The organism is Bacillus sp. BD59S, from assembly GCF_007363175.1.
In the GTDB taxonomy this organism is placed as follows: domain Bacteria; phylum Bacillota; class Bacilli; order Bacillales; family Bacillaceae_G; genus Bacillus_A; species Bacillus_A pacificus.
Genome location: NZ_CP034686.1, coordinates 3,757,636 through 3,784,336, shown reverse-complemented (window position 1 = coordinate 3,784,336; position 26,701 = coordinate 3,757,636). Strand labels below are relative to the sequence as shown.

Annotated in this window: 35 protein-coding genes; 26 read left to right on the top strand and 9 right to left on the bottom strand. The window is 35.6% G+C overall.

Going from position 1 to position 26,701, the window contains the following annotated elements; genetic code table 11:
- Nucleotides 1–90 precede the first annotated feature (90 nt).
- Entirely contained in the window at nucleotides 91–762 is a 672-nt protein-coding gene (locus EKQ63_RS21710) for an SIMPL domain-containing protein (RefSeq protein WP_087954380.1), read from the bottom strand.
- Between the two features lie 159 nt (nucleotides 763–921).
- Between EKQ63_RS21710 and EKQ63_RS21705 the strand changes: the two genes are divergently transcribed.
- Nucleotides 922–1,341, top strand: coding sequence for a MarR family winged helix-turn-helix transcriptional regulator (locus tag EKQ63_RS21705; RefSeq protein WP_001003315.1), 420 nt, complete (start codon nucleotides 922–924; stop codon nucleotides 1,339–1,341).
- A gap of 102 nt (nucleotides 1,342–1,443) precedes the next feature.
- A complete protein-coding gene (locus EKQ63_RS21700; RefSeq protein WP_087954382.1) occupies nucleotides 1,444–1,989 on the top strand; it encodes a hypothetical protein in 546 nt (181 codons plus the stop codon).
- Between the two features lie 24 nt (nucleotides 1,990–2,013).
- Here EKQ63_RS21700 and EKQ63_RS21695 read toward each other — a convergent pair whose 3' ends face one another.
- Genes EKQ63_RS21695 through EKQ63_RS21680 form a run of 4 tightly spaced genes read right to left on the bottom strand, consistent with a single transcriptional unit; the run spans nucleotide 2,014 to nucleotide 5,411 of the window.
- Nucleotides 2,014–3,078, bottom strand: coding sequence for an ABC transporter permease subunit (locus tag EKQ63_RS21695; protein WP_087954383.1), 1,065 nt, complete (start codon nucleotides 3,076–3,078; stop codon nucleotides 2,014–2,016).
- Nucleotides 3,079–3,090: 12 nt separating this feature from the next.
- On the bottom strand, nucleotides 3,091–4,155 hold the full coding sequence (locus tag EKQ63_RS21690; RefSeq protein ID WP_087954384.1) for an ABC transporter permease: 1,065 nt from the start codon (nucleotides 4,153–4,155) through the stop codon (nucleotides 3,091–3,093).
- Nucleotides 4,145–5,026 (bottom strand): ABC transporter ATP-binding protein, encoded by an 882-nt coding sequence (locus EKQ63_RS21685; RefSeq protein ID WP_087996459.1) that lies wholly within the window; start codon nucleotides 5,024–5,026, stop codon nucleotides 4,145–4,147. Before EKQ63_RS21685 ends, EKQ63_RS21690 begins: the two co-directional genes overlap by 11 nt.
- A complete protein-coding gene (locus EKQ63_RS21680) occupies nucleotides 4,992–5,411 on the bottom strand; it encodes a GntR family transcriptional regulator (RefSeq protein WP_087954386.1) in 420 nt (139 codons plus the stop codon). Before EKQ63_RS21680 ends, EKQ63_RS21685 begins: the two co-directional genes overlap by 35 nt.
- A 166-nt stretch (nucleotides 5,412–5,577) precedes the next feature.
- On the opposite strand from EKQ63_RS21680, the gene dacF reads away from it, so the two are divergent.
- The 14 genes from dacF (at nucleotide 5,578) to EKQ63_RS21605 (ending at nucleotide 16,196) form a co-directional block, all read left to right on the top strand.
- A complete protein-coding gene (dacF, locus tag EKQ63_RS21670; protein ID WP_000831992.1) occupies nucleotides 5,578–6,768 on the top strand; it encodes a serine-type D-Ala-D-Ala carboxypeptidase DacF in 1,191 nt (396 codons plus the stop codon).
- 170 nt (nucleotides 6,769–6,938) lie between these two features.
- Complete coding sequence (spoIIAA, locus tag EKQ63_RS21665) at nucleotides 6,939–7,289, top strand: anti-sigma F factor antagonist (protein ID WP_000059133.1); 351 nt, start codon at nucleotides 6,939–6,941, stop codon at nucleotides 7,287–7,289.
- Nucleotides 7,290–7,730 carry an anti-sigma F factor gene (gene spoIIAB / locus EKQ63_RS21660; RefSeq protein ID WP_001243400.1) on the top strand — a complete coding sequence of 147 codons (441 nt, stop codon included), beginning with the start codon at nucleotides 7,290–7,292 and terminating at the stop codon, nucleotides 7,728–7,730.
- A gap of 12 nt (nucleotides 7,731–7,742) precedes the next feature.
- Nucleotides 7,743–8,501: an RNA polymerase sporulation sigma factor SigF gene (sigF, locus tag EKQ63_RS21655; protein WP_000350734.1), complete on the top strand. Its 759-nt coding sequence runs from the start codon at nucleotides 7,743–7,745 to the stop codon at nucleotides 8,499–8,501.
- Between the two features lie 133 nt (nucleotides 8,502–8,634).
- The gene (locus EKQ63_RS21650) at nucleotides 8,635–10,161 is read left to right on the top strand and encodes a sodium-dependent transporter (protein ID WP_087954387.1); all 1,527 of its coding nucleotides are present in this window, start codon (nucleotides 8,635–8,637) and stop codon (nucleotides 10,159–10,161) included.
- A complete protein-coding gene (locus tag EKQ63_RS21645; RefSeq protein ID WP_000016826.1) occupies nucleotides 10,161–10,259 on the top strand; it encodes a methionine/alanine import family NSS transporter small subunit in 99 nt (32 codons plus the stop codon). Before EKQ63_RS21650 ends, EKQ63_RS21645 begins: the two co-directional genes overlap by 1 nt.
- Nucleotides 10,260–10,375: 116 nt before the next feature.
- On the top strand, nucleotides 10,376–10,996 hold the full coding sequence (spoVAA, locus tag EKQ63_RS21640; RefSeq protein ID WP_087954388.1) for a stage V sporulation protein SpoVAA: 621 nt from the start codon (nucleotides 10,376–10,378) through the stop codon (nucleotides 10,994–10,996).
- Nucleotides 10,989–11,405, top strand: coding sequence for a stage V sporulation protein SpoVAB (gene spoVAB, locus EKQ63_RS21635; RefSeq protein ID WP_087954389.1), 417 nt, complete (start codon nucleotides 10,989–10,991; stop codon nucleotides 11,403–11,405). The genes spoVAA and spoVAB overlap by 8 nt, the downstream gene beginning before the upstream one ends.
- A gap of 14 nt (nucleotides 11,406–11,419) precedes the next feature.
- Nucleotides 11,420–11,878: a stage V sporulation protein AC gene (gene spoVAC, locus EKQ63_RS21630; RefSeq protein ID WP_087954390.1), complete on the top strand. Its 459-nt coding sequence runs from the start codon at nucleotides 11,420–11,422 to the stop codon at nucleotides 11,876–11,878.
- Nucleotides 11,879–11,891: 13 nt separating this feature from the next.
- Nucleotides 11,892–12,908 (top strand): stage V sporulation protein AD, encoded by a 1,017-nt coding sequence (gene spoVAD / locus EKQ63_RS21625; protein WP_087954391.1) that lies wholly within the window; start codon nucleotides 11,892–11,894, stop codon nucleotides 12,906–12,908.
- Between the two features lie 3 nt (nucleotides 12,909–12,911).
- Nucleotides 12,912–13,262, top strand: coding sequence for a stage V sporulation protein AE (spoVAE, locus tag EKQ63_RS21620; protein WP_000345905.1), 351 nt, complete (start codon nucleotides 12,912–12,914; stop codon nucleotides 13,260–13,262).
- A 5-nt stretch (nucleotides 13,263–13,267) separates the two neighbouring features.
- A complete protein-coding gene (locus tag EKQ63_RS21615) occupies nucleotides 13,268–13,837 on the top strand; it encodes a stage V sporulation protein SpoVABEA (RefSeq protein ID WP_001254414.1) in 570 nt (189 codons plus the stop codon).
- Entirely contained in the window at nucleotides 13,824–15,296 is a 1,473-nt protein-coding gene (gene spoVAF / locus EKQ63_RS21610; protein ID WP_087954392.1) for a spore germination protein SpoVAF, read from the top strand. Before EKQ63_RS21615 ends, spoVAF begins: the two co-directional genes overlap by 14 nt.
- A 96-nt stretch (nucleotides 15,297–15,392) precedes the next feature.
- Nucleotides 15,393–16,196, top strand: a complete 804-nt coding sequence (locus EKQ63_RS21605; protein ID WP_143881484.1) for a Cof-type HAD-IIB family hydrolase — start codon at nucleotides 15,393–15,395, stop codon at nucleotides 16,194–16,196.
- Nucleotides 16,197–16,227: 31 nt separating this feature from the next.
- Here the strand turns inward: EKQ63_RS21605 and EKQ63_RS21600 are convergent, their stop codons facing one another.
- Nucleotides 16,228–17,094: a DUF1002 domain-containing protein gene (locus EKQ63_RS21600; RefSeq protein WP_000850502.1), complete on the bottom strand. Its 867-nt coding sequence runs from the start codon at nucleotides 17,092–17,094 to the stop codon at nucleotides 16,228–16,230.
- 187 nt (nucleotides 17,095–17,281) lie between these two features.
- Here EKQ63_RS21600 and EKQ63_RS21595 point away from each other — a divergent pair, with 187 nt between their 5' ends.
- The 3 genes from EKQ63_RS21595 (at nucleotide 17,282) to ribT (ending at nucleotide 18,557) form a co-directional block, all read left to right on the top strand.
- Nucleotides 17,282–17,719: a peptidylprolyl isomerase gene (locus EKQ63_RS21595; protein ID WP_000853783.1), complete on the top strand. Its 438-nt coding sequence runs from the start codon at nucleotides 17,282–17,284 to the stop codon at nucleotides 17,717–17,719.
- A 218-nt stretch (nucleotides 17,720–17,937) separates the two neighbouring features.
- Nucleotides 17,938–18,120 (top strand): hypothetical protein, encoded by a 183-nt coding sequence (locus EKQ63_RS30380; RefSeq protein WP_087954393.1) that lies wholly within the window; start codon nucleotides 17,938–17,940, stop codon nucleotides 18,118–18,120.
- A 68-nt stretch (nucleotides 18,121–18,188) separates the two neighbouring features.
- Nucleotides 18,189–18,557, top strand: coding sequence for a GNAT family N-acetyltransferase RibT (gene ribT / locus EKQ63_RS21585; RefSeq protein WP_088326688.1), 369 nt, complete (start codon nucleotides 18,189–18,191; stop codon nucleotides 18,555–18,557).
- Nucleotides 18,558–18,577: 20 nt separating this feature from the next.
- Here the strand turns inward: ribT and EKQ63_RS21580 are convergent, their stop codons facing one another.
- Together EKQ63_RS21580 and EKQ63_RS21575 are read right to left on the bottom strand one after the other, a co-directional pair.
- On the bottom strand, nucleotides 18,578–19,096 hold the full coding sequence (locus EKQ63_RS21580; RefSeq protein WP_087954395.1) for a DUF309 domain-containing protein: 519 nt from the start codon (nucleotides 19,094–19,096) through the stop codon (nucleotides 18,578–18,580).
- A 99-nt stretch (nucleotides 19,097–19,195) separates the two neighbouring features.
- Nucleotides 19,196–19,291, bottom strand: coding sequence for a YjcZ family sporulation protein (locus tag EKQ63_RS21575; protein ID WP_000510194.1), 96 nt, complete (start codon nucleotides 19,289–19,291; stop codon nucleotides 19,196–19,198).
- A 169-nt stretch (nucleotides 19,292–19,460) separates the two neighbouring features.
- Between EKQ63_RS21575 and scpA the strand changes: the two genes are divergently transcribed.
- The 6 genes from scpA (at nucleotide 19,461) to phnF (ending at nucleotide 24,721) form a co-directional block, all read left to right on the top strand.
- On the top strand, nucleotides 19,461–20,204 hold the full coding sequence (gene scpA / locus EKQ63_RS21570; RefSeq protein ID WP_001199762.1) for a segregation/condensation protein A: 744 nt from the start codon (nucleotides 19,461–19,463) through the stop codon (nucleotides 20,202–20,204).
- A 158-nt stretch (nucleotides 20,205–20,362) separates the two neighbouring features.
- Nucleotides 20,363–20,935: a segregation/condensation protein ScpB gene (gene scpB / locus EKQ63_RS21560; RefSeq protein WP_000376224.1), complete on the top strand. Its 573-nt coding sequence runs from the start codon at nucleotides 20,363–20,365 to the stop codon at nucleotides 20,933–20,935.
- Nucleotides 20,936–21,013: 78 nt separating this feature from the next.
- Nucleotides 21,014–21,916: a ComEC/Rec2 family competence protein gene (locus tag EKQ63_RS21555; RefSeq protein WP_087954396.1), complete on the top strand. Its 903-nt coding sequence runs from the start codon at nucleotides 21,014–21,016 to the stop codon at nucleotides 21,914–21,916.
- 208 nt (nucleotides 21,917–22,124) lie between these two features.
- The gene (nagA, locus tag EKQ63_RS21550) at nucleotides 22,125–23,267 is read left to right on the top strand and encodes an N-acetylglucosamine-6-phosphate deacetylase (protein WP_011040636.1); all 1,143 of its coding nucleotides are present in this window, start codon (nucleotides 22,125–22,127) and stop codon (nucleotides 23,265–23,267) included.
- A gap of 4 nt (nucleotides 23,268–23,271) precedes the next feature.
- Entirely contained in the window at nucleotides 23,272–24,060 is a 789-nt protein-coding gene (gene nagB / locus EKQ63_RS21545) for a glucosamine-6-phosphate deaminase (RefSeq protein ID WP_001024206.1), read from the top strand.
- Nucleotides 23,990–24,721 (top strand): phosphonate metabolism transcriptional regulator PhnF, encoded by a 732-nt coding sequence (gene phnF / locus EKQ63_RS21540; protein WP_002194085.1) that lies wholly within the window; start codon nucleotides 23,990–23,992, stop codon nucleotides 24,719–24,721. Before nagB ends, phnF begins: the two co-directional genes overlap by 71 nt.
- A gap of 70 nt (nucleotides 24,722–24,791) precedes the next feature.
- On the opposite strand, the gene EKQ63_RS21535 is transcribed toward phnF, so the two are convergent.
- Nucleotides 24,792–25,598 carry a Cof-type HAD-IIB family hydrolase gene (locus tag EKQ63_RS21535; RefSeq protein ID WP_000594235.1) on the bottom strand — a complete coding sequence of 269 codons (807 nt, stop codon included), beginning with the start codon at nucleotides 25,596–25,598 and terminating at the stop codon, nucleotides 24,792–24,794.
- 165 nt (nucleotides 25,599–25,763) lie between these two features.
- Here EKQ63_RS21535 and glcT point away from each other — a divergent pair, with 165 nt between their 5' ends.
- Nucleotides 25,764–26,612: a glucose PTS transporter transcription antiterminator GlcT gene (gene glcT / locus EKQ63_RS21530; protein WP_087954397.1), complete on the top strand. Its 849-nt coding sequence runs from the start codon at nucleotides 25,764–25,766 to the stop codon at nucleotides 26,610–26,612.
- The last annotated feature ends 89 nt before the right edge of the window (nucleotides 26,613–26,701 follow it).

Sequence of the window (26,701 nt, the reverse complement as noted above, 5' to 3'; positions counted from 1 at the left end):
TTTTGTAAGAGCTCACCGTCCTTTATTATATCAGAACATCATGTTTTTACAACAAGGAAAATGATAACGTTTACTTATAAATGAAATTATTTATAAATACGTAAAAATCGCTCGTATTGTCGAAATGATCTCTAATTCTCCCGATTGAATGGGAGGAGCTGCTTGTGCATGTAAAGCAGCATAGGATGCAACTTCTCGTGGTAATTGAGCAGATTCTTCAACGAATGAGAGTGGAACAGGATTAATGTTTAAATTGTATGTACTCGCAATAGCACGAGCTTTTTCTACCGCTTGTTGCAGAGCTTGAATGAGAGCTTGCTCATAATATTTATTTGGGTGAGATATTCTAAAACGTAATCCTTTTGCTACGTTTGCTCCATTTGAAACGGCTATATCATATACTTCCCCTGCTTTTTGTACATTTAAAACGGTAATTTCATACAAATGTTCCACGCGGTATCCTTGTAGTAACGCTTTATCATTTACATACTCGTATTGAGGAGTAATCGTATAAGAAATCGTTTCTATATCTTTATCAGCAATACCAAGTTGTTTAAGTGCATCCAGCAATTGTTTTGATTGCACTGCATTTTCTTCTTGCGCTTGTTTCACATTTTTACTATCAGTTCGAATGCCAAGTGTTAGTATAACAACATTGGGTTTCGCTTTGACAACACCTTCACCTTGTACAGTAATAGTCGCTTCTTTACCAGTATTAGCTGTACGTACATTGTGTAAATAAGGATTCATTCCACCCTGCATTTTCCATCACCATCCTTTTTATATGTATATGTGTGAACAAAAAAGAAATTTATATGAAAAAAGTTACATAAATGAGAATGTTGAGGGAAGAAAGCATATACAACATAGGTATTTATAGATTATAATATGTGTAAATATGATAAAAAAGGGACGAGGCTAGTGAACGAAAAAAGAGAAACACTGATTTTAGAGTTATCCGGATCATTTCGAAAGATGATACGTTTATTACAAAATGATATTAATACACGTTTTGCAGAACATATGCCATATAATGAATTTTCTGTATTACGCGCGTTATTTTTAAACAGTCCACAGATGGCTTCGCAAATTGCGAGTGAAGTAAACGTAACCTCCAGTCATATTACAGCTGTTACAGATCGTCTCGTACGAAAAGGATTAGTAGAAAGAAAACGTTCTAATTCAGATCGTCGTATTGTGTACTTAGAAATTACAGAGCACGGAAGAGAAGTAACTGAAAAACTAGAAGCTGTACGAAAAGAATATTATAAAGAGAGATTTAAAGGTTGGAGCGACCAAGAAATAGAAATGGTATTAGAGCTATTTGGCCGCGTATTATAATAAATGAGGATAGGAAGCGAAAGCATTCCTATCCTTTTTCTTTTGAATAAAAATATTTTGAAACTCCGATACTTTAATTAAAAAGAATCGGAGTGAAAAATTATGAAACGTGTTTGTACGCTTTTCATTATGATTGGAAGTTTTTTCTGCTTTCATCAATTCGCAGACGCCGCAACACCTCTCCAAGTCGTTCAGAAAGAATTACAACATATTTCAAATAAGCAACCTGTTTTATATTCAAAACTATGGATTCGCTCTATGCAAAATGCTATTTTATTTCATCACAGTGATAACATTCGGCATGAAGATACGATAAGCAATGTAACAAAGTCTTCTCTTGTAAAAGTAAAACAACTTCCACTTCAGAAAGCATCGCAGTACATCCCTAGATTATCACAATATATTTCTAAGTTTGAGGCTGAAAATGTGCAGGTGTATTATGTGGCGGCCCGTTATGAAGTGAAAAAAGAGAACCCGTACCAATTAAATGGAATGAATTATTTTATGCAAGTGTTTATTCAACAAGGGGGAGAATGGAGAATTGCTGAAAGCATAGTTGCTCCAACCGATCAAATCGTGGCAAATGGTGATGGGTTTGGAACGAAGCAAGAAAAAGAATATGGGAAAAGAAGAGAGAATGTAAAATAACCTCCTCATCAAGAGGAGGTTATTTCATTTGAAATTCCAAGAGACTTTCCATTTTAATATTTTAGGTAGGAAGAAATACGTAATGAAACTAGTCACTAAAAATCCGATGTAAAAGCTGGACAATGAGTGCGCTCGACTTAGTATTAAACCTCCAACGATCCCACCAAAGAAAATCGCACAAGCTAAAACTACTTTTTGTAGTTTTGGATATAATAAGTAGTTACCATTTCGCTCATTGACTGAACGGGCATATAAATATATACCGAGTGGTAATAAAATAATGATATGTGCGATAGGGCCAAGCAATGTTTTTGTCGGGGGAATTTTTGTAAAGTTTGGTTCGGTATGACGTACTCCATTTTGATCAGTATAAGCGCTTTGTGGATCATAATTAAAGTAAATATTAAAATCTTCTGCTGGACTAGAAATACGTATGTTTTCCATAACATCATGTATAATGCCATTGTTCTCATGAAAGTCGGCATTCGAGTGAACAGCAATGACGCCTGAAATAAGTGCTGGAAGTAATAATGGAAACATGAATAGAGCGGCAGTGAGAACTCCTTGCGATATAACATTTCCAGCGATTGTTCCTATACATAAGGCAAGTGTATAAATAGCAATTAATACAATTAACATGTATATAAAGTAACTATGAAAGGGGGAGAATACTTGATATTTATTATGAAAAGTCAACTTTTTCATAATAGCAAATAGTCCCCAGTTTAAAACGACAACGGCGGCGATATTACAGATTCCAAATAACCATTTTGTTATATAAAGATGTGAACGTTTGAAGGGCATAGACCATAACAAGTCGCTAGCGTTATTTTGTCTTTCCCATCCAATTAACGTACAAGCTAGAACGATTAGCAAACTACCTAACAGCATGATAGAATCTAGAAGTGTTAAATCAAAACTGTAATGATATATAGCTTTCCATTTTTTGTTCATATTTAGAAAATATTGCTGTTGAATAGAAGTCATATAGTATTTATATGACAAAGTATAGAAGCTGACGAGCCAAAATAACCATACAACATATTTACTTTGTTGATATGTTCTTAGCCATAGTGCTTTTTGAAACATAGGATCTCTCCTTTAAAAAACTTTATAATTTGTTAGGCGTGATAATACAACATAAGTAATGATTCCAGCGAGAAACAAACTGATATAGTAGTTAGGTAAGAAAAAAAATTGATTGATTTTATAGCCACCTAGTAATGCAAAGTAAATGGTTGTCCCCCATATCCATATTTTTAAATGTTTTTGGAAAATAAATATCTTTTGACTGTTTTCATTTGGCGATCGTCTATATAAATATGTTCCAAGTAGTAAGTAAACTATTGTATAAAAAATAGGGACTAACATTGATTTTGTTGAATAATACGTATGAGATGCTGGATCTCTTAAAGTAGTTGAGTCATTTTCTTTTTTACGTGATTCAGGATTATAATGGTAATAAATCGTGAAGTTATATATTGGTGCAACTATATTTGTTTTTTTATTGATTTCATAAAGTTGTTCATGTAGCTTATAATTTTTAGAATCGGTATATTCTAAATGATTTATCGTAAAAGTGTAAACTAGTGGGATAAATGTAAGCCCCATTAGTAGCCATGGAATGCAAAAAATGACCTGAGAAACAATGCTTCCAGTAAAAGTACCGATGCAAAGTGCAGCTGTATATACTGCAACATAAGAAACAATTGCATAAAGAAAGTATCGATGAAATGGACTAAATGATTGATAATCAAAATGAATGGTTGTTCTATAAATAACATACATAAGAATCCAATTTATAAGTAACGAGCTTACAATACAAAAGGAACCAAAAGCCCATTTAGATAAGAAAACATCTTTTCTTTTAAATGGCATTGTCATAAGTAGCGTATTAGATTGGTTACTACGTTCCCACCCTATCAATAAGCAGGCTAAAGCAATGATAAGAACAGTTAACCAAAAACTATTACCTTCCCCTTGCGAAAAGGTATAAAAATAATAATACTGTTTCCCCTTTTCTTGTAATTCGTAATACGCATCAAGTTGTCTCTGCGCACTTCTATAGTATCCAAAAGATAATAAGTAAAGCGAACTAAAGAAGAATAGTAACACAGCATATTTCCCACGCTTCCAATTCCACATCCACAACGCTTTATGAAACATACCCATCCTCCTCCAGTGTCGTAACGAAGACATCTTCAAGTGACATTGTTAATTCTTCAATGAGTATAGGTTGTTCTTTATAAAACTTCTCCAGTGTTGTAGCTACATATCCCTCAATTAAGATTGTATATACTTTTCCTGTTTGATTTAATATTTTAATATTGCTTAAGTTTTCTAGTTTTTGAGGTAGTGATCGTTCGTAAGCAACTTGTATTTTAGCAAATCGTGATTTGGCATCGTCTAGTGATGTAATAGACGAGATAGTATGGCCTTTTAATATAATGATTGTATCTGCAATTTGTTCCACTTCATCTAAATGGTGAGTTGAGATAAAAATGGTAATCTCTTTATCTGCAACTTCTCCAACGAGAAATTGGAGGATCTGCCGTTTCACGATAGGATCAAGCCCATTTGTCGGTTCATCTAAAATGATATATTCGGCCTTTGTAGAAACGGCTAAAATGATCGCAAGCAGTGCTTTCATTCCTTTTGAGTAACTACGAATTCGTTTGTTTGGTAAGTTAAAGTGTTCTAACAGTTCATAGAAATACTGTTCATCAAATGCTGTATAAACGGCTTTATAAAACTTTACAATTTCTTTTACCGTATAGCCGTTCAGTATGTTAGTAGAATCCGGAACATATACGATTTTTTGCTTTATTTCAGGACACTGATGAATGTTTGTATCTTCATATGTAACAGTCCCTGCATCAGGGTCTAAAATACCGACCATCGTTCGTAATAAAGTTGTTTTCCCCGCACCGTTTCTTCCTAGTAACCCGATGATACTTCCTCTATGTAATGTGAAAGAAACATCGTCTAAAATTGTTTGATTATCAATTGTCTTTTTCAAGCTTGTCACTTTCAGCATCCGCATTTCCTCCAATCTCTTTATAGTATGAATCTATCCAATCATGAATTTTATCTTTCGTAACACCAAGATAAGAGGCTTCTAATAGTAATTGATGAAATTGCTTTTCAACCATAGCGATTTTCCTTTCGTCTAATGTTGGGGTAATCGATTGGGATACAAATGTTCCTTTTCCTCGTAATGTTTCAATAATCCCTTGTCGCTCTAACTCTTGATACGCTTTACTCACTGTATTTGGATTGATAACGAGTAAAGAAGCGAGTTCGCGTACAGAAGGTAGTTTGTCACTTGGAGCTAACATGTTCTTTAATACGAGTTCTTTTATATTTTGAACAATTTGTTCCCATATCGGAGTGTTGCTTCTTGGATCAAGTTGAATATGCAAGAGCAATGTCTCCTTTCTGACTTGTATTAAGTGTACTACTGTGTGTAATACACTTAATACAATAAAGGTGATGAATGTGTTTGTCAACTGAAAATGTTAGAAAAATATGGTATTAAAAAACAGTAAATTGGAAAAAATAGGTTTGATATAGAATGGAGGGTTAGTCATGAAGCGAGTTTTTGGAATACTTGTTTGTTTCATGTTATTGCTTTCTGGTACTTCAGTTAGTTTCGCACAATCTGAGAAGACGAAGCAGGAGAAAACAGAAGAAACAACGCCGAAGTTAGCGGAACAAGCGTCATCAGCAATTGTAATTGAACAAGATACAGGTAAAGTTTTGTTTGATAAAAATCCAAATGAGAAGTTACCACCTGCTAGTATGACGAAGATTATGACAATGCTATTAATTATGGAACAAGTTGAAAAAGGAAAATTAAAACTGACCGATAAAGTTAGAGCAAGTGAGCATGCAGCTTCAATGGGTGGATCACAAATCTTTTTAGAGCCTGGAGAAGAGATGACCGTAAATGAAATGCTAAAGGGTATTGCTATTGCATCTGGAAATGATGCATCTGTTGCAGTAGCGGAGCATATCGCTGGTTCAGAAGAAGGGTTTGTAAATATGATGAACAAAAAAGCGAAAGATTTAGGACTGAAAAATACTCATTTTCAAAATCCGACAGGTCTGCCGGCTAAAGACCATTATTCTACAGCAAATGATATGGCTATAATGGCGAAAGAGTTGATGAAATATCCACTTATTCGTAAATACACAGGAAAATATGAAGACTATTTACGTGAAGATACGGATAAGAAGTTTTGGCTCGTGAATACGAATAAGTTAGTACGTTTTTATCCTGGAGTAGATGGTGTAAAAACGGGCTTTACGACAGAAGCAAAATATTGTTTAACAGCATCGGCTGAAAAGAATGGGATGCGTGTTATTTCAGTTGTTATGGGAGCGCCTACATCGAAAGAACGGAACAATCAAGTAACGAAGCTTCTTGACTACGCATTTGGTCAATATATGACAAAGAAATTGTATACACGAGGCGAAAAGATTAAGACTGTCCAAGTAGGAAAAGGGAAAAAAGAAAAAGTAGATTTAGTAGCCTCCGACAATGTATCTCTTCTTATGAAGAAGGGCGAAAATATGGACAAGGTAAAGCAAGAAGTAATTGCTGAAAAGAAAGTGAAAGCGCCGATTAAAAAGGGCGATGCACTTGGTACACTTGTTATTAAGAAAGATAAAGATGTTTTATTAAAACAAACAATTGTAGCAAAAGAAGATGTTGCTGCAGCGAGCTGGTGGGAGTTATTTAAAAGAAGTTTTGGGATGTTTTCAACATCAAAATAGCGGCAAACATTTTGCCGCTTTTCTATTCGTATGTAAGTAAATAATTGCTGAATGGTTTCACTTTATGGCGAAATAGTTCTTCTTTTGTCAGTAGGAAGGATTCTTATGTTGTATCACGAAAATCTTTATGTATGTAAATCAGTAAAGTTTGAGCATAAGGAGGAAATCGTGTGAGTCTTTCCATGCAATTAGAAGTAAAACGTGACGTCCTATGTGTGAGGCTAGCGGGTGAATTAGATCATCATACTGCCGAAGAGTTGCGAACGAAAGTAACAGATATGATTGAGACACATGGTGTTCATCATATTGTTTTGAGCCTAGAGAACTTATCGTTTATGGATAGTTCTGGTTTAGGTGTTATATTAGGCCGATATAAGCATGTAAAGGGATTAGGTGGAGAAATGGTTGTTTGTGCAATTTCACCGCCTGTTAAGCGTTTATTTGAAATGTCGGGCTTATTTAAAATTGTTCGCTTAGAAGAAAGTGAAGCGCATGCGCTCGCGACGTTGGGGGTGGCATAAATGAGAAATGAAATGAACCTTCAATTTTCAGCGTTAAGTCAAAATGAATCGTTCGCTCGCGTTACAGTAGCTGCTTTCATTGCGCAACTAGATCCTACGATGGAAGAACTTACAGAGATTAAAACAGTTGTGTCAGAAGCGGTTACGAATGCAATTATTCATGGGTATGAAGGAAATGCAGAAGGTGTTGTTTATATTTCTGTAATTTTGGAAGAAGCAATGGTGAAACTCACGATTCGAGATGAAGGGATTGGCATCTTTAATTTAGATGAAGCGAGACAACCCCTTTTTACAACTAAACCTGAATTAGAGCGTTCCGGAATGGGATTTACTATCATGGAAAATTTTATGGATGAAGTAGAAGTTATTTCAAACGAATCTTTCGGGACAACAATCCATTTGACAAAATACTTATCAAATAGTAACGCTCTATGCAATTAAGGAGAATAGCCTATGGACATAGAGGTCAAAAATGAGAAGAAGAAACCTCAGTTAAAGGACCACGAGCTAAAAGCGTTAATTCAACAAAGTCAAGATGGAGATCAACAAGCGAGAGATACAATCGTTCAAAGTAATATGCGTCTCGTATGGTCGGTTGTGCAGCGTTTTCTTAATCGAGGATACGAACCAGACGATTTATTTCAAATTGGATGTATTGGGCTCTTAAAATCGGTAGATAAATTTGATTTATCTTTCGACGTGAAATTTTCAACATATGCAGTTCCCATGATTATTGGAGAAATACAACGATTTTTACGTGATGATGGATCAGTGAAAGTAAGTAGATCTTTAAAAGAAACAGGAAATAAAATTCGAAAGATGAGAGACGAGCTTTCGAAAGAATTCGGAAGGGCCCCAACGATTAATGAAGTAGCCGAAGCGTTAGAACTAACACCAGAGGAAGTGGTTCTGGCGCAAGAAGCGAGTCGTGCCCCTTCATCTATACATGAAACGGTGTATGAGAACGACGGGGATCCAATTACTATTTTAGATCAAATTGCAGATCAATCTGAAACGAAATGGTTTGATAAAATTGCTTTAAAAGAGGCAATTAGAGAATTAGATGAGCGAGAACGTTTAATCGTATATCTACGCTACTATAAAGACCAAACCCAATCGGAAGTAGCGGAGCGAATAGGCATTTCGCAAGTACAAGTTTCAAGACTTGAAAAGAAAATATTAAAACAGATGAAAGATCGAATAGATGAATAGCTATTCGATCTTTTTTTATGCCTTTAATAGGAGGAGATTGTAAACTTTCGTAAAAATTAACAGAATTTATTGATAATTTAGTAAATTTAAAATATAATCCAATTATGAACTTGTCACAAAGGGGGAAGGAAATATGGAAACGAGGCAACAATGGGGAACGAGGGCCGGATTTATTTTCGCAGCGGTCGGCTCTGCCGTTGGATTAGGAAACATATGGCGTTTTCCTTATACAGCGTATGAAAATGGGGGAGGCGCATTCTTTTTACCGTACTTATTCGCATTATTAACGACTGGTATTTCATTATTAGCGTTTGAATTTGCTCTTGGGCATCGTCACCGTGGTTCCGCGCCACTTACGTTCTTCCGTATTCATCCGCGTGCTGAATTCATCGGATGGTGGCAAATGTGCGTAACATTTATCGTTTCAACATATTATGCAGTAATTATTGCTTGGTCTATTTCATATACGTACTTTGCAATTACTGGAGCATGGGGGAAAGACACGCAATCATTTTTATTTAAAGAGTATTTACAGGTTGCAGATAAGCCAGGACAATTTGGGGGACTTGTACCAGAAGTGTTAATTCCGTTAGCTCTCGTTTGGATTATTGTGCTTGGTGTTGCATTCAAAGGAGTTAAAAAAGGAATCGAAGTTGTTAACCGTATTTTCATCCCTTTATTAGTTGTTATGTTCCTTATTATCGTAGTTCGTGCAGTGACGATGGAAGGTGCGATGCAAGGGTTAGATGCATTCTTTAAACCGGATTGGAGTCGTATTTTTGATGGGAAAGTATGGCTTGCTGCTTACGGTCAAATTTTCTTTAGTTTATCTTTAGCATTTGGAATTATGATTACGTACTCTAGTTATTTACCGAAAAACTCAGATACAACAAATAATGCCTTTATTACGGGCTTTGCCAACTCAGGATTTGAATTATTAGCAGGGATTGGGGTTTTTGCAGCTCTTGGATTTATGGCAAACAATATGGGAGTACCGGTTGATAAAGTAGCAAGTGCTGGTGTAGGGCTTGCGTTTGTAGTATTCCCGCAAATTATTAATGAATTACCAATGTCACCTTTATTTGGCGTATTATTTTTCTTATCATTAACGGTTGCTGGGATTACATCCCTCATTTCGCTTGCGGAAGTATGTTTTGCTGCCGTATCTGAAAAGTTTAGTTTAAGCCGCCAAAAAACAATTGGAATTATGGGGACGCTTCTCGTACTCGTTTCTCTCGTTTTTGCGACACGTGGCGGTCTTATGTTCCTAGATGTTGTGGATTACTTCGCTAATAACTTCGGATTAATTACAATTGCGCTAGCAGAAGTAGTTACGATAGGACTCATTTTACGTCGTTTACCGGTTTATCAAAACCATGCAAACTTCGTATCTGATATTAAGTTAGGGACGTTTTGGAGGGTGAGTTTACTCGTTATTACTCCGCTTATGTTAGGGTACATGTTAATTGATGGTACACTCCAAAATATTAAAAAGAACTATGGAGATTACCCAACAGAGTTTGTCGTTACGTATGGTTGGTCAATTGCAGCAGCGTTCCTTATCGTTGCGTTAATTATTAGTTTAAAGAAATGGAATACACAAATACATTCAGATTCTGCTAAGCTTGAAAAAGAATGGAAAGATCGGGGTGTTTCATAATGAGTGGATCAGCGATTATGATGATGGTTATTGGAATAGTAGTCATTTGGGGAGGGCTCGCATTAAGTATTGCAAATTTATTTAAGAAAAAGGCATAAACTAAAAAACATCTGTACCGAATTGGTACAGATGTTTTTTTATGAAAAAATTGTATTAGAAAAAAATTCAATAACCATACTACAACTACGAGGAAGAGTGAAGAGGTGAATGGAAATTGGAACAAACAATTTATATTAAAATGCGTAATCGATTAAAAGTTTCTCCTACGTATGAAGTAAAGCTCGGTGATGTTGCTCAACTTGCCGGAGATGCTCTGGTAGTTCAGTCGTTACAGGATGAGGTAGTTTACAAAATAACAGCGCATGATAAGACGCATGTTGTAATTGATGTTATGAAAATTATTGAGATTATTAGGCGAAAGGTGGCCCATATACAAATTAATTTACTCGGTTCTGGACAAACTCTTGTTGAAATTATATATGAAAAAAAGAAAGTACATCCGATTTTCTTCGGACTTGTATGGTTGTTACTTTTCATTGGAGCGGCCCTTGCGATCATTTATTTCCATGAAGATGTAAGTATGCAACAAGTGCACCAACGATTATATTACATGATTACGGGAGAATTTAAGGCGCAACCACTTCTATTTCAAATTCCTTATTCATTAGGTCTTGGGTTAGGTATGGTTTTATTTTTTAATCATGTATTTCAAAAGCGTATTAATGAAGAACCGAGTCCGTTAGAAGTGGAGATGTTCCAATACCAGCAGTCACTTGACCAATATGTAATTGTTCATGAAAACAAGGATAATATGAAACAACTTACCGATGATTGAGTCTGGATTCGTTATTTTAATTGCTTTAGCAGGAGGAATTGCAGTAGGTAGCGGATATGTCGCATTTTTAGCTGTACTTGGTATAATCCCTCGTCTAGCTCAATTAACGAGAAGTGGAAAGCACATTCAATATTTTGAGTGGGCAGTTATTGCAGGTACGTTAACAGGAGCTTGGTGTAGTTTGAAAAATATTACATTTCAAACATCGCAATATTGGCTTGTTATATTAGGAGTATTTTGTGGCACATTCATTGGAATGCTCGCTGCCGCATTAACAGAAGTGTTAAATGTTTTACCTATTTTAGCGAAACGAGTAGGGGTAGAGGGGAAAATAGTTGTTTTACTCGTTGCTCTTGTACTTGGAAAAGTAATAGGCTCGTTGTTTCACTGGATTTATTTCGTAAAGTAGGAGGCAATATATAAATGACAGGGCGAAAACTAAAGGACGATTACGTAAATAAAGTGAAGGAATACCATCCGAAACCAAATTATTTTATAAATTGTGTTAAGGCATTTTTTGTAGGTGGACTCATTTGTACAATCGGAGAAGTATTGATGAAATTTTATATACATTATTTTCATTTTAGTGAACAAGAGGCAGGGAATCCAACAGTCGCAACTCTTGTACTATTATCGGCGATTTTAACAGGTTGTGGTGTATATGATAAAATCGGGCAATTTGCTGGAGCAGGGTCGGCCGTACCTGTTACGGGATTTGCGAATTCTATGGCAAGTGCTGCGCTAGAGCATAAGAGTGAAGGAATTGTGCTTGGGGTTGCTACAAACATGTTTAAGCTAGCGGGAAGTGTAATCGTTTTTGGGGTTGTTGGGGCATACATTATTGGGTTAATAAGATATACATTTCAAATTTTGATGTCCTAAAGGAGGGGCTAGTATGAGGTTGACAGGAAAACAAACGTGGGTATTTCAAAATGATATTTATGTGAATGCAACCGGTACTGCCGTCGGTCCAAAAGAAGCTGAAGGCCCTCTTGGAAAGGAATTTGATATTTCATATGATGATTTACATTGCGGAGAGGAAAACTGGGAGCTTGCGGAACGAAGATTAATGTCAGATTCTATTCAACAAGTCATGCAAAAAGCAAATGTAGAAACATCACAAATTGATTTCTTTTTAGCGGGTGACTTATTAAACCAAACAGTAACAGCAAATTACGTTGCGCGTAAGTGGGGAATTCCCTTTTTAGGCATGTTTAGTGCTTGTGCGACCTCGATGGAGACTTTAGCGGTCGGATCAGCCTTTATAGACGGTGGATTCGCAAATCGTGTTTTAGCGACGGTAAGTAGTCATAATGCAACAGCAGAAAGACAGTTTCGTTATCCAACAGAGTATGGGGGACAAAAACCAGGGACAGCAAATTCCACTGTTACAGGTGCGGGATCCATATTAATTAGTAAAGAAAAAAGTGCCATTAAAATTACGTCAGCTACGATTGGAAAAGTGCAAGATTTAGGAATTGCCAATCCTTTAGATATGGGATCGGCGATGGCACCTGCTGCAGCTCATACAATTCAGCAACATTTTGAAGATTTGAAGAGAAGTGCAGCCGATTACGATTTGATTGTTACCGGTGATTTATCAGCTATTGGGACACCAATCGCGAAACAACTGTTACTGGAAGAAGGTTATGATATTGAGCATATATATAATGATTGCGGATTAATGATTTATGATTCGGGTCAAGAAGAAGTATTTGCTGGTGGTAGTGGTTGTGCTTGTTCAGCTGTTGTCACATATGGTCATTTATTAAGCGAGATGCAAAAAGGGAATTTACAACGAATTTTTGTCGTTGCTACTGGTGCTTTATTAAGCCCGATGATGATGCAGCAGAAAGAAACAATCCCAACAATTGCACATGGTGTCGTATTTGAGAGAGTGAAGGGAGAGTGAATTGTGGATTTTATATATGCATTTCTTGTAGGAGGCGCTATTTGTCTAGTTGGACAAGTATTGTTAGATTTTGCAAAGTTAACACCGGCTCATTTAATGGCTACTTTTGTAGTGATAGGAGCAGTTTTAGATGGATTTGGATTGTACGATAAGCTTATAAAGTTTGCGGGTGCTGGGGCAACAGTTCCTATTACAAGTTTTGGACATTCCCTATTACACGGGGCAATGCATGCCGCAGAGAAACACGGATATATAGGGATTGGTATGGGTATGTTTAGTTTAACGTCTGCAGGTATTTCTGCAGCGATATTATTTTCATTTTTTATAGCACTTATATGTAAACCGAAAGGATAAATCAAATGAGACGAAGGGTTGTTTTGGTCACAGATGGAGATGAATATGCAAAGCGAACAATTGAGCTTTTAACGAAGGAATTTGGGGGAAGGTGTATTTCAGCATCACAAAGTAATCCAACCAAATTGACAGGGAAAAAAGTTGTTGAGCTTATTATGCAAACGCCATATGACCCTGTATTTGTCATGTTTGATGACAGTGGATTTATTGGAGAAGGATCTGGTGAAAAAGCTTTAAAATATGTAGCCACGCATAAACAAATTGATGTGCTTGGGATTTTGGCTGTAGCGTCTAATACACATCATTGGGAATGGGCACGTGTAGATGTAAGCGTGGATCGAAACGGGAATTTAACGGAATATGGCGTTGATAAGTTTGGACTCCCAGATGGTGAAATTGGCAGAATTAGCGGAGATACAATTTATTGTCTAGATGATTTGAATGTTCCTGTCATTGTTGGAATTGGTGATATTGGTAAGATGTGTGGAAACGATGAATGGGAGAGAGGCTCACCAATTACGAAAAAAGCAATTCAGTTAATTTTGGAAAGGAGTGGGTTTTATGACGAAGCCTAAAAAAATAGATATCCCTATTTCAACTTTCATAAGTGACAATGAAAATTATTTAAAACAAACGGTTGGATTAGGCGTTACATTTGATGTTGGTATTCGTAAATTTCAAATTTTGAATAAAGAAATTGCTGTGTTATTCGTAAATGGACTTTGTGATACAAATTATATCATTCCTATTTTAGAAGAAGCTGTGGATACAAATGAAATAAGGGATGTTGAAGAAGATACAGTAAAGCTTTTAGAGAATCGTTTAATTCATCAGCAAGTAAGTAAAGTGAAAACGATGGATGAAGTAATGGTTCAAGCGTTATCAGGGCTTATTATTATATTTGTAGAGGGTGAAACAGAAGCATTCGCGATAGATGTTCGTAGCTATCCAGGGCGAACACCGACAGAGCCGGATACCGAAAAAGTAGTACGCGGTGCGAGAGATGGATTTGTTGAAAATATCGTTGTAAATACAGCGTTAATTCGTAGGAGAATTCGAGATCCACGTCTTCGAAACGAAATTGTTCGAGTAGGGGATAGATCGCAAACGGATATTTGTATTACATATGTACAAGATGTTGCAAATCAAGATTTAGTAAAGATTATAAAACAAGAATTAAATAACATTGATGTTGATGGCATTACGATGGCGGATAAAACAGTGGAAGAATTTGTTGTAAAGCAAAGCTATAATCCATTCCCGCTTATTCGATATACAGAAAGACCGGATGTAGCGGCAAACCATCTATTGGAAGGGCATGTGCTAGTACTAGTTGATACATCACCGAGTGCTATGATTACGCCAACAACATATTTCCATCATTTACAGCATGCAGAAGAGTTTAGACAAAATCCAGCTGTTGGGACATTTTTACGCTGGGTACGCTTTTTAGGTGTTTTATTCTCCTTGTTTTTACTACCATTTTGGTTAGTGTTTGTATTTGATCCAACTCTTTTACCAGAAAATCTTGCTTTTATTGGACCGACTAAGATGACACATTTACCAATTTTATTACAAGTATTAATGGCAGAGGTCGGGCTTGAGTTTTTAAGGATGGCTGCCATTCATACTCCAACGCCGTTATCGTCTGCAGCAGGATTAATTTCCGCTATATTAATTGGTCAAATAGCAATCGATGTAGGTTTGTTTGTACCAGAAGTTATTTTATATGTAGCAGTTTCTATGATTGGTGCATATGCGACACCGAGTTATGAGTTAGGGCTAGGGAATAAGGTTGGAAAATTATTTGTTATTATTTTAACAGGTCTCTTCCATGAAATGGGCTTTGTAATTGGTATGACGATATTGATTTTATTTTTAACGTCTATAAAAAGTTTGCAAACACCTTATTTATGGCCGTTTTTACCATTTGATTGGGGCGCATTAACAAAAATTCTACTCCGTCCGACGATGTCTAGTTTAAAAGTACGACCAAGTATTGTAAGACCTCAAAATGTAAAAAGACAAAAATAAACGGGATTACACACCCGTTTATTTTTTTAGCAAAAATTTATTGTTTTTTAACAAAAATCAAACATTTTTTGTGTACACTTAGAGTAGATATTGTGTATGGAAGGGGAAGAGGACATGATTAAATTATTTGTAAGTGATTTAGATGACACGCTCGTTTACAATGTGAATGATATGCAAAAAGAAGATGAACGTGCAATTTGTTGGTTAGCTGAAAAAGGGACAAATATTTGTTTTGCCTCAGGCCGCTTTACTCATCGAATTGATGAAGTCGTAAATAGGTTTGCATTCCCGTATTACACAACGAGTTTAAATGGAGCGACGATGTTACTACCGGATGGGAAAATATTTCATGAATCAAGTTTTGAAGATGGGATTGCCCAGGAAATATATCGATATATCCATAAAAAGGGACTAGCAGATATTGTTTGTGCAAATGAGCAACGGTATACAAAAAGAAAAAATGAACATCACCATAATTTTGAAACGTATATGGGTGTGCATATCGCTGAAATAGAAGCATTAGAAGAGGAATTTGGTAAAACTGTACATCCTGCGAAATTGTTTGTTTTTGGGGAAGAAGAGACAATTGAAGCATTAGATCAAGAATTACGAGATACCTTTCAAAACGAAGCGGAAGTTTTTATGTCTGGTACACGCTATGTTGACATTATGCCCAGGGGAGTAAGCAAAGGGAGTGCTTTAAGACGACTAATGGAACATTTGCAAATTGAAGCAAATGAAGTTGCATGCATTGGAGATTCTTTCAATGATATTTCTATGTTTGAAGTAACCCCACATTCATTCACTCTGCATCATGCTCATCCATATGTGAAGGAGAAGGCAAATCATATAGTTCGTTCGGTTGAAGAAGCTATTATGAAATTGCCGTTACTTGTATAAGAAAAGAAGCTCGTCACTGACGAGCTTCTTTTTACTTGAATAAAGATTTAACAAAATCAATGATACTTGAGAAGAAATCTTTCACTTTATCTAGGAAACTTTGCCCTTCTTCAGATCCTAAAAAGGCAGAAACGTGTTCTTTTGCTTTATTTAACTGACTGCCAACTTGATTCCAATCGATATTAAGATTTTTCATTTTATCAAATAGCGCAACTAAGTTATCTAACTGTTCATCCGTTAATGTAATACCAAGTTGATCTGCAATTTTTTTAATTAATGAACGTAAATCTTCAGTTGTTTTTGGCTGTTCTTTGGCAATTTCTTCTTTAATTTTCGCAACAAGTTGAACAGCTTTTTCTTCACCAATTTTATCGCCGAGCTGGGATGTTTGCACCATTTCTTCATTGGCTACTTTTTTTACTTCCTCAGGAATTGCTTTGTTTGATGTCGTTTCATAGGCTTTCATTAAGCCAGTTAAAGCAGCAGTTCCAGAAACTTTAAATGGTGCAGTAATTTGAATTTCTGCATCTTTCACACCTGCTGTAATAAGTGCGTTTGTGTACATTGCATCTGTTATTGAATTAATGTTTTTTGAACGTACAATGAGACCAGAACCTGGCTTTGTGTATGTGATCATAGAAGAGGAAATTGCTCTCGTACCAATTTGCGCTTTTGGAACAATCCCTTCTAGAAATTTATGTTCTTCCGCATTAGACACAGTAATAATTGTAGCATCTTTTGGTGCTTTCATTTCTTTTAACAGATCTTGTTTTTGTTGTTCAGACAAGTTTTCTCCTAGTGTAACAATTGATTCTCCTTCGATGATGTCTGCAAACGAAGCTGTTGGCATAATAAATACTGCTACAGCTAATAGCAGAGCTAGTAATTTCGTTTTCACGAAAAATCGCTCCCTTTCTCTTTCTAAAATTTTCGGGCAACACAGTTATTATAGTATATATTTCTTATTTGTCACCTAGCTTTTTCCACATTTCAAAAAAGAAGTATGTAGATTGTCGGATTCTTTTTGTTTCTAGTCATGAATGTGGTAATATAGTGCTGAGATAGTTGAAAGGAGACATATACGTATGAAAACTTTAGGATACATATTAATGGAAAATGGTGAAAAAATCGATTTAGAATTTTTCCCAGAAGAGGCACCAAAAACAGTAGAAAACTTTAAAAAACTAGCAGAGCAAGGATTTTATGATGGTGTGACATTCCACCGTGTTATTCCTGGCTTCGTAAGCCAAGGTGGAGATCCAACAGGAACAGGTGCGGGTGGCCCAGGTTACTCTATCCCATGTGAAACTGATGGAAATCCTCATAGACACCTTGTAGGATCACTTTCTATGGCTCATGCTGGCCGTAACACAGGCGGTAGTCAATTCTTTATCGTTCATGAGCCACAGCCACACTTAGATGGTGTACATACTGTATTTGGTAAAGCAACAAGCGGTATTGAAACAGTATTAAACATGCGTCAAGGTGATGTAATGAAAGAAGTTAAAGTTTGGGAAGAATAAGTGAATGAGAAAAGAGAGCTATTGCTCTCTTTTTTATTTTTAATAGGAATGGGTATTTCGTTTAAGGTACATGATACAAGTAGTAATGTGACTGTAGTGAAAATAAGTCGCTTATGAGAACAAAATATTAACAAATTACATAGAATACATTAGATTACACGTTTCAATAAAGATTTTTTGTTACATTCATTTTGCTAGAATTCATCTGCTCTAAGGTGATGAATAGTGAAGTGATAATGAGCGGTGGATGTTTCTTTTCATTTTCATATAACAGCGTTTCTTCTTTTATCTACTTAACAAAAATAGTAATGAAATGTATATTTGACTTTCTTCTTTTCGCTTTGTATGATTATCAAGTTGTTTTAAGCTCTTCTCACTCTGTTGAAAATATTGTAAAATGAATGTGATATGAAAAGAGTGATTGAGGGGATTTAATAGTTTGTAACTTTTGTAAGAAGGGATAAGGGTTATGTTAATTCGTTTTAAAAAAAGTTATGAAAAGATTGCAATGGGGCTTCTTTCATTTATGCCAACTGAAAAAGATGTGAAAACATTACAATTGACTATGAAAGATTATGAAGCAAAGGATGATTGGCAATTGTATTTGTGGAAACAAAACGAAGATTTTGTTGGGATAATGGGGATTGTAAAAAAAGAGAATCAAGTTTTGGAAATTCAGCATTTGAGTGTGAACCCATCTCACCGTCATATGGGTATTGGGACGAAGATGGTTCAAGAGTTAAAGAGTAAATTTCTTGATTTTACAATTTGCGGAAATGAGCAAACAGCAAGTTTTTGCAAAAAGTGTAAAGGGCTTGAACAAAATATACATTCGTGAAAGCAGAGATAAGTAGTTTATTATCTCTGCTTTCTTTTTTGTAATTGTTCGTTTCGTTCAGCGATGACTTCTGTTCGATCACGTAATGTGTGCTTATGTATTATAAATTCATTAGAAGTAGCATTCACGTCTTTCCAAGGAAGGTTTTGTTTCTGACATAATTCTATGCAGTACTTTTCTAATGTTGTATCCGACAATGGTAAAAATAACGGTGTAAAACCTTCTTCTTTCTGGATAGATTGCAATTTATCTTTGAGTAAGAACAGAAGTTGTACCTCATTTATTCCTAAACGAAGTAAATGTGCACTGTTTTTTTCTAAAATCGTTATGGCGCTTTTCATCATCTTCTCTGCGCCATTCCAGTTAGAGCGTCTGTGATGGTATAAAGAAACTGCAATTTGAATGAGGCCGACTAAATAATTATCCCGATTTCCTCTCGGTTTTGTTTTCCAATACTCTTCCAGTATTTCGTGACATTCAAAATAATCATAATCTCCGTGAAAATGAATTAAAAACTGTATGTATTCCGTAGGATACATTTTCTTCGCCCCTATCTAACGGTTATAAGTATAAGTTTATCATAGAAATATGAACAATAAACGACTAGGGAATTTCTCCCTAGTCGTTTATTGTTCATATTAGCAGAAGCAAGCTGCCCCTACAATAATTAGTAAAATAAACAATACAACAAGTAATGCGAACCCACCGCTAAAACCACAATCAACGTGACCCATAGTTTTTTGACCTCCTACATTGTTCTTACTACACTGTTATCATATGAAGTGGTGGGCATGATGCCATAGGCATAGGTCTATTTTTAATTAAATTTCTTAAAAAGGTTGGATAGAACATGAGTATGCTCTATACTTATGTTGTTATAGAAAAAATGTGGTGGGATGCTTTGTGCAGTATAATTTTAAAGTAGAGGCTTTTGAAGGGCCTTTAGATTTATTGTTACATTTAATACATCGTTATGAAATTGATATATATAATATTCCTGTAGCGGAAATTACAGAGCAATATTTATCTTATGTTCATACGATGAAAGAACTACAATTAGATGTTGCAAGTGAGTATTTAGTAATGGCTGCAACGTTATTACAAATTAAAAGTAAAATGTTGTTGCCGAAACATGAAGAAGATGTACTTGATAACGGTGATGACTTTATAGATGATCCTCGTCAAGAATTGATGGAGAGGTTAATTGAATATAAGAAATATAAGCAAGTTGCTACTGAACTAAAAGAAAGAGAACAAGAAAGAGCACAGCTATATACACGTCCGCCAATTGATTTTACATCATTGCAACAAGAAGAGGAGACAAGCTTGCCTCTTGATGTTACGTTATATGATATGCTAGCGGCATTTCAAAAATTAATGCGCCGTAAAAAAGCAAAGAAACCTGTGACAACACGTATTACTCGTCAAGAAATACCAATTGAACAGCGTATGACGGATATTTTAAAGCAGTTAGAAATACAAGGTGGTCGTCAAAGTTTTTATGATTTGTTTGTTGATGATGAAAGGGAAATAATGGTTGTAACATTTTTAGCGGTTCTTGAGCTTATGAAAAATCAACAAATCGTAATTGAACAAGAACATAATTTTGATGAAATTTTCGTATCAAGCTATACTAAATCTGCATAGAGTTAGTATGGAAAATGGGATAGAAATAGTATATCTCATGCTAGGTTTGAATGTATCGTTTGGAACAAGAGAAAAAATATTGAACCGAACGCATTGATTGTGATTCGGTTTTTTGCTGTGTATTTTTATGGAGAAAATAGGAGGAAGGAGCTCGTAAGATGGATAGAACAGAACAGAAATCAATCATTGAAGGGCTTTTATTTGTTTCTGGTGATGAAGGGATTTATCCTGAACAAATAGCAAAAGTCCTTGAAATTGAAGGAAACGAAGTAATCGATATTTTAGAAGAAATGCAAAAAGAATGTGAAGGTGCACACCGAGGTTTGCAAATTGTACAGTATGCAAAAGTATATCGTTTTGCTACAAAGAAAGAACATGCGTCGTACTATCAAAAACTAATAGATATCCCAACAGCTGCTTCACTCTCTCAGGCCGCGCTAGAAACGTTAGCGATTGTTGCATATCGTCAACCCATTACAAGAACTGAAATGGAAGAGATTAGAGGGGTAAAAACCGATAAGGCGTTACAAACGTTAGTATCACACCTACTTATAAAAGAAATGGGAAGAGCAGAAGGACCTGGGCGTCCTATTTTATATGGAACGACGAAAGAATTTTTAGACACGTTTGGATTAAAAACATTAGATGATTTACCTCCGCTTTCTGAAGAAAACGAACAAATGAATGAAGCGGATTTATTCTTCGGTTCTTTACAAGAGATATCGAAATAAAAGCTTAGCATTTTGCTAAGCTTTTTTTGTATATCAATTATATACCGTGCCATACTAATTGAAAAAAGGAGACGAGTTATGAGAGGTATACGAAGTGTTTTATTATTAGTTTCTGTTTTGTTATGCTTTTCTTTAAATAGTGCATCTGCCAAAAGGTATATGATGTCTATTCATACCGCGTCTCCTTTACATATGCAGCGGCAACATTTTGGTAAAATGAAAGTGAGTTTCTTAAAAGTTGGACAAGGTGATGCAACACTTATTATATTGCCAAATGGACAAACGATGTTAATTGATGGAGGACCTTATGAAGCTGGTGAGGTTATCATCCAAAAACTAATTGAAAAAGGAATTAACCATTTAGATGCTATCGTCAGTACTCATCCGGATATGGATCACATTGGAGGACTCATTCCGATTGTAGAGCAAATGCCGGTATCACTTATATTAGATAGTGGAAAAACATATAGTTCTCTTACTTATCATACGTATCGAAATCATATAAAGAAAAGGGGAATCCCTTTCATTTCAGTAAAAGAGGGCCAATACATACCGCTAGATCCGCATGTTTCCATACAAGTGTTAAACAACGGGAAGTCTAAAGATGAAAATAATGAATCTTCAATTGTATTAAAGATTCGGTATGGTAAGGCAGATTTTTTACTAATGGGTGATGCTGATGTGCGGACGGAAACTGAAATATTAAAGCGATTTGATGTACATGCAGATGTGTTAAAGGTGGGACATCATGGCTCATATACTTCAACAAGTGAAAGATTTATAAAGAAGGTAGAACCACAGTTCGCGATTCTTTCTTATGGTAGCAGAAATCCGTATGGACATCCTCATCAAAGTGTAGTGAGACGATTAAAACAGCGTGGTATAATGATGTATGGAACAAATAAGCGTACAGTAGAAATGGAAACAGACGGCGAACATATTACAATTGGGTCTAGCGGATTAATGCCGTTACTTAAGTGATTCATGCGATAGATGATATTGTTCCTTTTTGGAAAAAATGAATAACATATATTATAATTGTGAGAGACGTACTAAGCTTCCTTTTTGTTAAACAAAGAGGAAATTTCATTAGAATGTATAGACAACTACTCGTGCATATATTAAGATGGGATTAGGCGAATAAGGTAATAATAACAAGTAGGTATTTCATGGGAAAGGATCGATGAAAATGAAAACGCAAGTTGTCATCAATGCCAAAATTTATACAGGTCAAGAAGTAGTGGAAAACGGATTTATTCGTTACGCAGAAACAATTAAAGAAATTGGTTTGATGGCTCAATATGTATCACAAGAAAATGAAGCGGTTTTAGATGCGGCAGGAAAAATTGTGATTCCAGGTATGATTGATGTTCATATTCATGGTGGATACGATATTGATGCGATGGATGCAAATAGCGATGGGTTAGTAACTCTAGGTAAAGAAATGTTAAAAGAAGGAGTTACAACTTACTTCCCAACAACAATGACACAAGCTCCAGAAGCAATCGAAGCAGCACTACATGCTGCAAAGGAAGCGAAAGAAAAAGGAGCACATTTCGAATATATTCACTTAGAAGGACCGTATGTTTCAAAGAAACGTGCAGGTGCACAACCACTTGAACATATTGTTCCTGCGAATATTGAACAATTTAAACAATGGCAGGAAGCAAGCGGGAATTTAATTAAATTAGTAACATATGCACCTGAAGAAGAAGGTGCGTTAGAGTTTGAGCAGTATCTTGCTGAAACTGGTGTTGTTGGCACAATGGGACATACCGATGCAATTGATGCGCAACTAAAAAATAGAAACATTACACATGCAACGCATTTATACAATCAAATGCGTGGATTACATCACCGTGAACCAGGAGTTGTTGGTCATGTGTTATTAAATCCAGATGTAATGGTTGAAGTAATTACAGATGGTATTCACATTCACCCTGATATGGTGAAATTAGCATATAAATTAAAAGGACCGAAAAAAGTAAGTGTTATTACTGACGCAATGCGTGCAAAAGGTCTTGAAGATGGATTATATGAGCTTGGCGGACAGCCAGTACATGTAAAAGATGGTAGTGCTCGATTAGAAGATGGAACGTTAGCTGGTAGTATTCTAAAGATGGATCAAGCTTTCCGAAATGTAATTGAATTTACAGGTTGTTCAATCGAAGAAGCAGTACTAATGACATCAGTGAACCAAGCAGAAGAGTTTGGATTAAATAATAAAGGTGCATTAGCGGTAGGAAAAGATGCAGACTTTGTTGTGATGAATGAAGATTTACATGTATATGATACGGTTCGTTTAGGAATTCATATGAAGGAAGGGAAGTAATGAAATGAATATTCTTGTTGTAAAAACTCCAGAAGAACTAGCAGAAGCAGGTTATAAATTAATTGAAGAAGTTGTAAAAACAAAAGAAAATCCAACATTAGGAATGGCTACAGGAAGCTCTCCATTAGGTATTTATGCAGAAATGCGAAAAAATAAACTTGATACAAGCCGTGTAACCACTGTAAACTTAGATGAGTACGTAAATTTACCACATGAAGATAAAAACAGCTATCACTATTTCATGCAAGAACAGTTGTTTGATCATCTTCCATTTAAACAAACTTATGTACCAAACGGGATGGCAAGTGATTTAGAGGAAGAGTGCAAACGTTACGAGGGCATTCTAGCTGCTAACCCAGTTGACCTACAGATTCTTGGAATCGGTGAAAACGGTCACATCGGATTTAACGAACCAGGAACACCGTTTAATTCTCCAACAAATATTGTTGAATTAACAGAATCTACACGCCAAGCAAACCTTCGCTTCTTCGAAAAAGAAGAAGATGTGCCAACTCATGCAATTACAATGGGAATTGGGAGCATTATGAAAGCGAAACAAATTCTACTTGTTGCTATGGGTTCTAAAAAGGCAGAAGCGGTTAAAGAATTATTGCAAGGTGCATATAGTGAAGCGTGTCCTGCTACAGTTTTACAACGTCATCCGAATGTAACCGTAATCGCTGATCAAGAAGCTCTATCTTTATGCAGTGAGGCGATTGCTGATGAACATCGACAAGTATTCACCATTTCCGATCTATTATCAGATTCAAGAGTGGGTGAAACAGCTAATTGAGGACGGCGAATGGAAGCCGGGAGATAAAATCCCATCTGAGAATGAACTTTGCGATAAGTTCGAAGTGAGTCGTATGACAATCAGACAGGCGATTAATAATTTAGTGGAACAAGGTTATTTATATCGGAAACGTGGAATCGGTACGTTTGTCCAACTTCCGAAAGTGGAACAAAAATTGCAAGGAATGACAGGATTCACAGAAGATATGATTTCTCGTGGGATGAACCCAAGTAGTCAATTATTAAGTTTCCGCCTAGTTCCAGCTACTGCGAAAATAGCGGACCGGCTGAGAATACAGGAGGGAGAGTCGGTTTATGAAGTGAGGCGTATTCGCTTAGCTGATGATGAACCGATTGCTTTTGAGACGACATATTTGTCGCCAGCTCTTGTAAAAGATATTAACGAAGAAATATTGCAACAATCTTTATATGAACATTTAGAGAAAAAACTGGGCTTCAAACTTGTTAGCGCTACTCAATCAATTGAAGCTTCAATTGCAACGGATAATGAAGCGGAACATCTGCATATTCCTAAAAAGGCGCCAGTGCTTGTCATGCGTCAATGGTCATATTCAGAAGGTGAAGTACCGTTAGAGTATGTGAAATGTATTTATCGTGGAGATCGTTATAAGTTTATTACAAACATCGCACGTAACAAATAATATATTTCAGTTTGTGAAGTACAGTAAATGTCAAATTGTTTAACATGTAAAGAAAAAATACGACTCATCCTTACAAGGAGTGAGTCGTATTTTTATTATGAGCAATTACGTGGTTAACAGCATCTTTAACTGTATTTACTACATAGTGAGCGTGTTCTTTTACTGCGTCATCTGCTTGAGCCATAGCAAAACTGTGAGGAGTTAAAGCAAACATTGGAATATCATTATAAGAATCCCCTATGCAAGCAACTTCCTCTGGTTGTAATTGAAACTCTTTTAATAAAACAGAAATAGCAGAACCTTTACTAATATTAGGTGGCATTACATCTAAGCATTGTTCTGCTGAAATGAACGTACTAACTTTTCCATGAAATTTTTCATCAATTTTTTTCTGAAGGAGTTGTAAGCTCTCCTTTGTTCCACCGACAGAAATTTTATTCGGGAAAATTGTATCATCTATTTTCTGTAATAAATTTGGTTCTTCGACAGAAGTCATCGTTACTTGTTGCTCAAGTTCATGAATAAACGGTGTTTTTTCTTCAATGTAGTAATTATGTTCATCACTAACATAACGGAAATAAGGATCTTCATTCGTCATGTGTAACAACTCAGGAAGAATGCTGGAATCAAAAGTTGCAGATAATAGCTGCTTATTTTCATTTGTATATACAAAAACACCATTAACACTAATGCGGTGGAAATTTGTATTTACAGCTTTCATTAAGTCTGCAATTTCATTATCAAGTCGGCCAGAAGCGAAACAAAGAATCACATTTTGTTCAGCAAGACTACGAAGTGCTACAATATCCTGTTCGTCAATTAAACCTCCGTGTTGCATCATTGTACCGTCGATATCACTTACAAACATTTTAATCATGTTGCTATCTCCTTTCTATGTACAGTTGCTCTTACATTATACGCATCATATATAAACATGTCTAAAAAATGAATTTTTATGAAATGGTAGATGTTTTACATTGACGACAAAGAAGAATGTTCTGTAACATAAAAGCAGGCTATTTAAGTACGAGGGTGGTGTTATATGAGTAATTATCTAGAAATTAAAAAAGTTTTAAATAATAATGTCATCATTGCTAGCCATCCTGAACATGAGGAAGTAGTAGTGATTGGTAAAGGAATTGGATTTGGGAAAAAAGCGAAAGATGTATTGGAGCAAGAACAAATTGAAAAAATGTTTGTTCTAAAAAATGAACGTGATCGTGAACAATACAAACTGCTCGTTCCACATGTGAGTGAAAAATTAATTGAATTAATGAATGATATTATGTTCTATATTCAAGAAAAAGCAAAATCGCCATTGAATGAACATATTCATATCGCTTTAACAGATCATATTTCTTTTGCAATTAAGCGTTTAAAACAAGGACTTACAATTGATAATCCTTTTTTAGTTGAAACGAAAATGCTCTATCCAGAAGAGTATGAAATTGCTGAAGGTGTTGTAAACCTTTTAAATTCTCGTTTGCAAATTACATTGCCAGAAGGAGAAATTGGGTTTATTGCACTCCATATTTACAGTTCACTTACAAATTCAGATTTATCTTCAGTTAATCAAAACTCTCGTCTCATTGCACAGCTTGTATCTTTAATTGAGACAAACTTACAAATTACATTAGACCAAGAAAGTATTCACTATTTACGCCTTATTCGTCATTTGCAGTATGCTATTGAACGGGTGAAAAAAGGGGAGAAAGTAGAGGAATCACAAAGTTTTGCTGATTTATTAAAGGCGGAATATCCTGTCTGTTATAATTTAGCTTGGAAGCTAGTTAAGGTCATGCAAAAAGAGCTGCAACTTCCTGTTTATGAAGCAGAGAGTATATATTTAACGATGCACCTGCAGCGCTTAGTGAAGGCAGAGCATGTGTAAAAAGCCCTATATTTTTGTCTAAAATGAAAACGTTAAAAAAAATCATTGAATCGCTTACAATAGTTATGTATAATAACTATTGCAAAGTT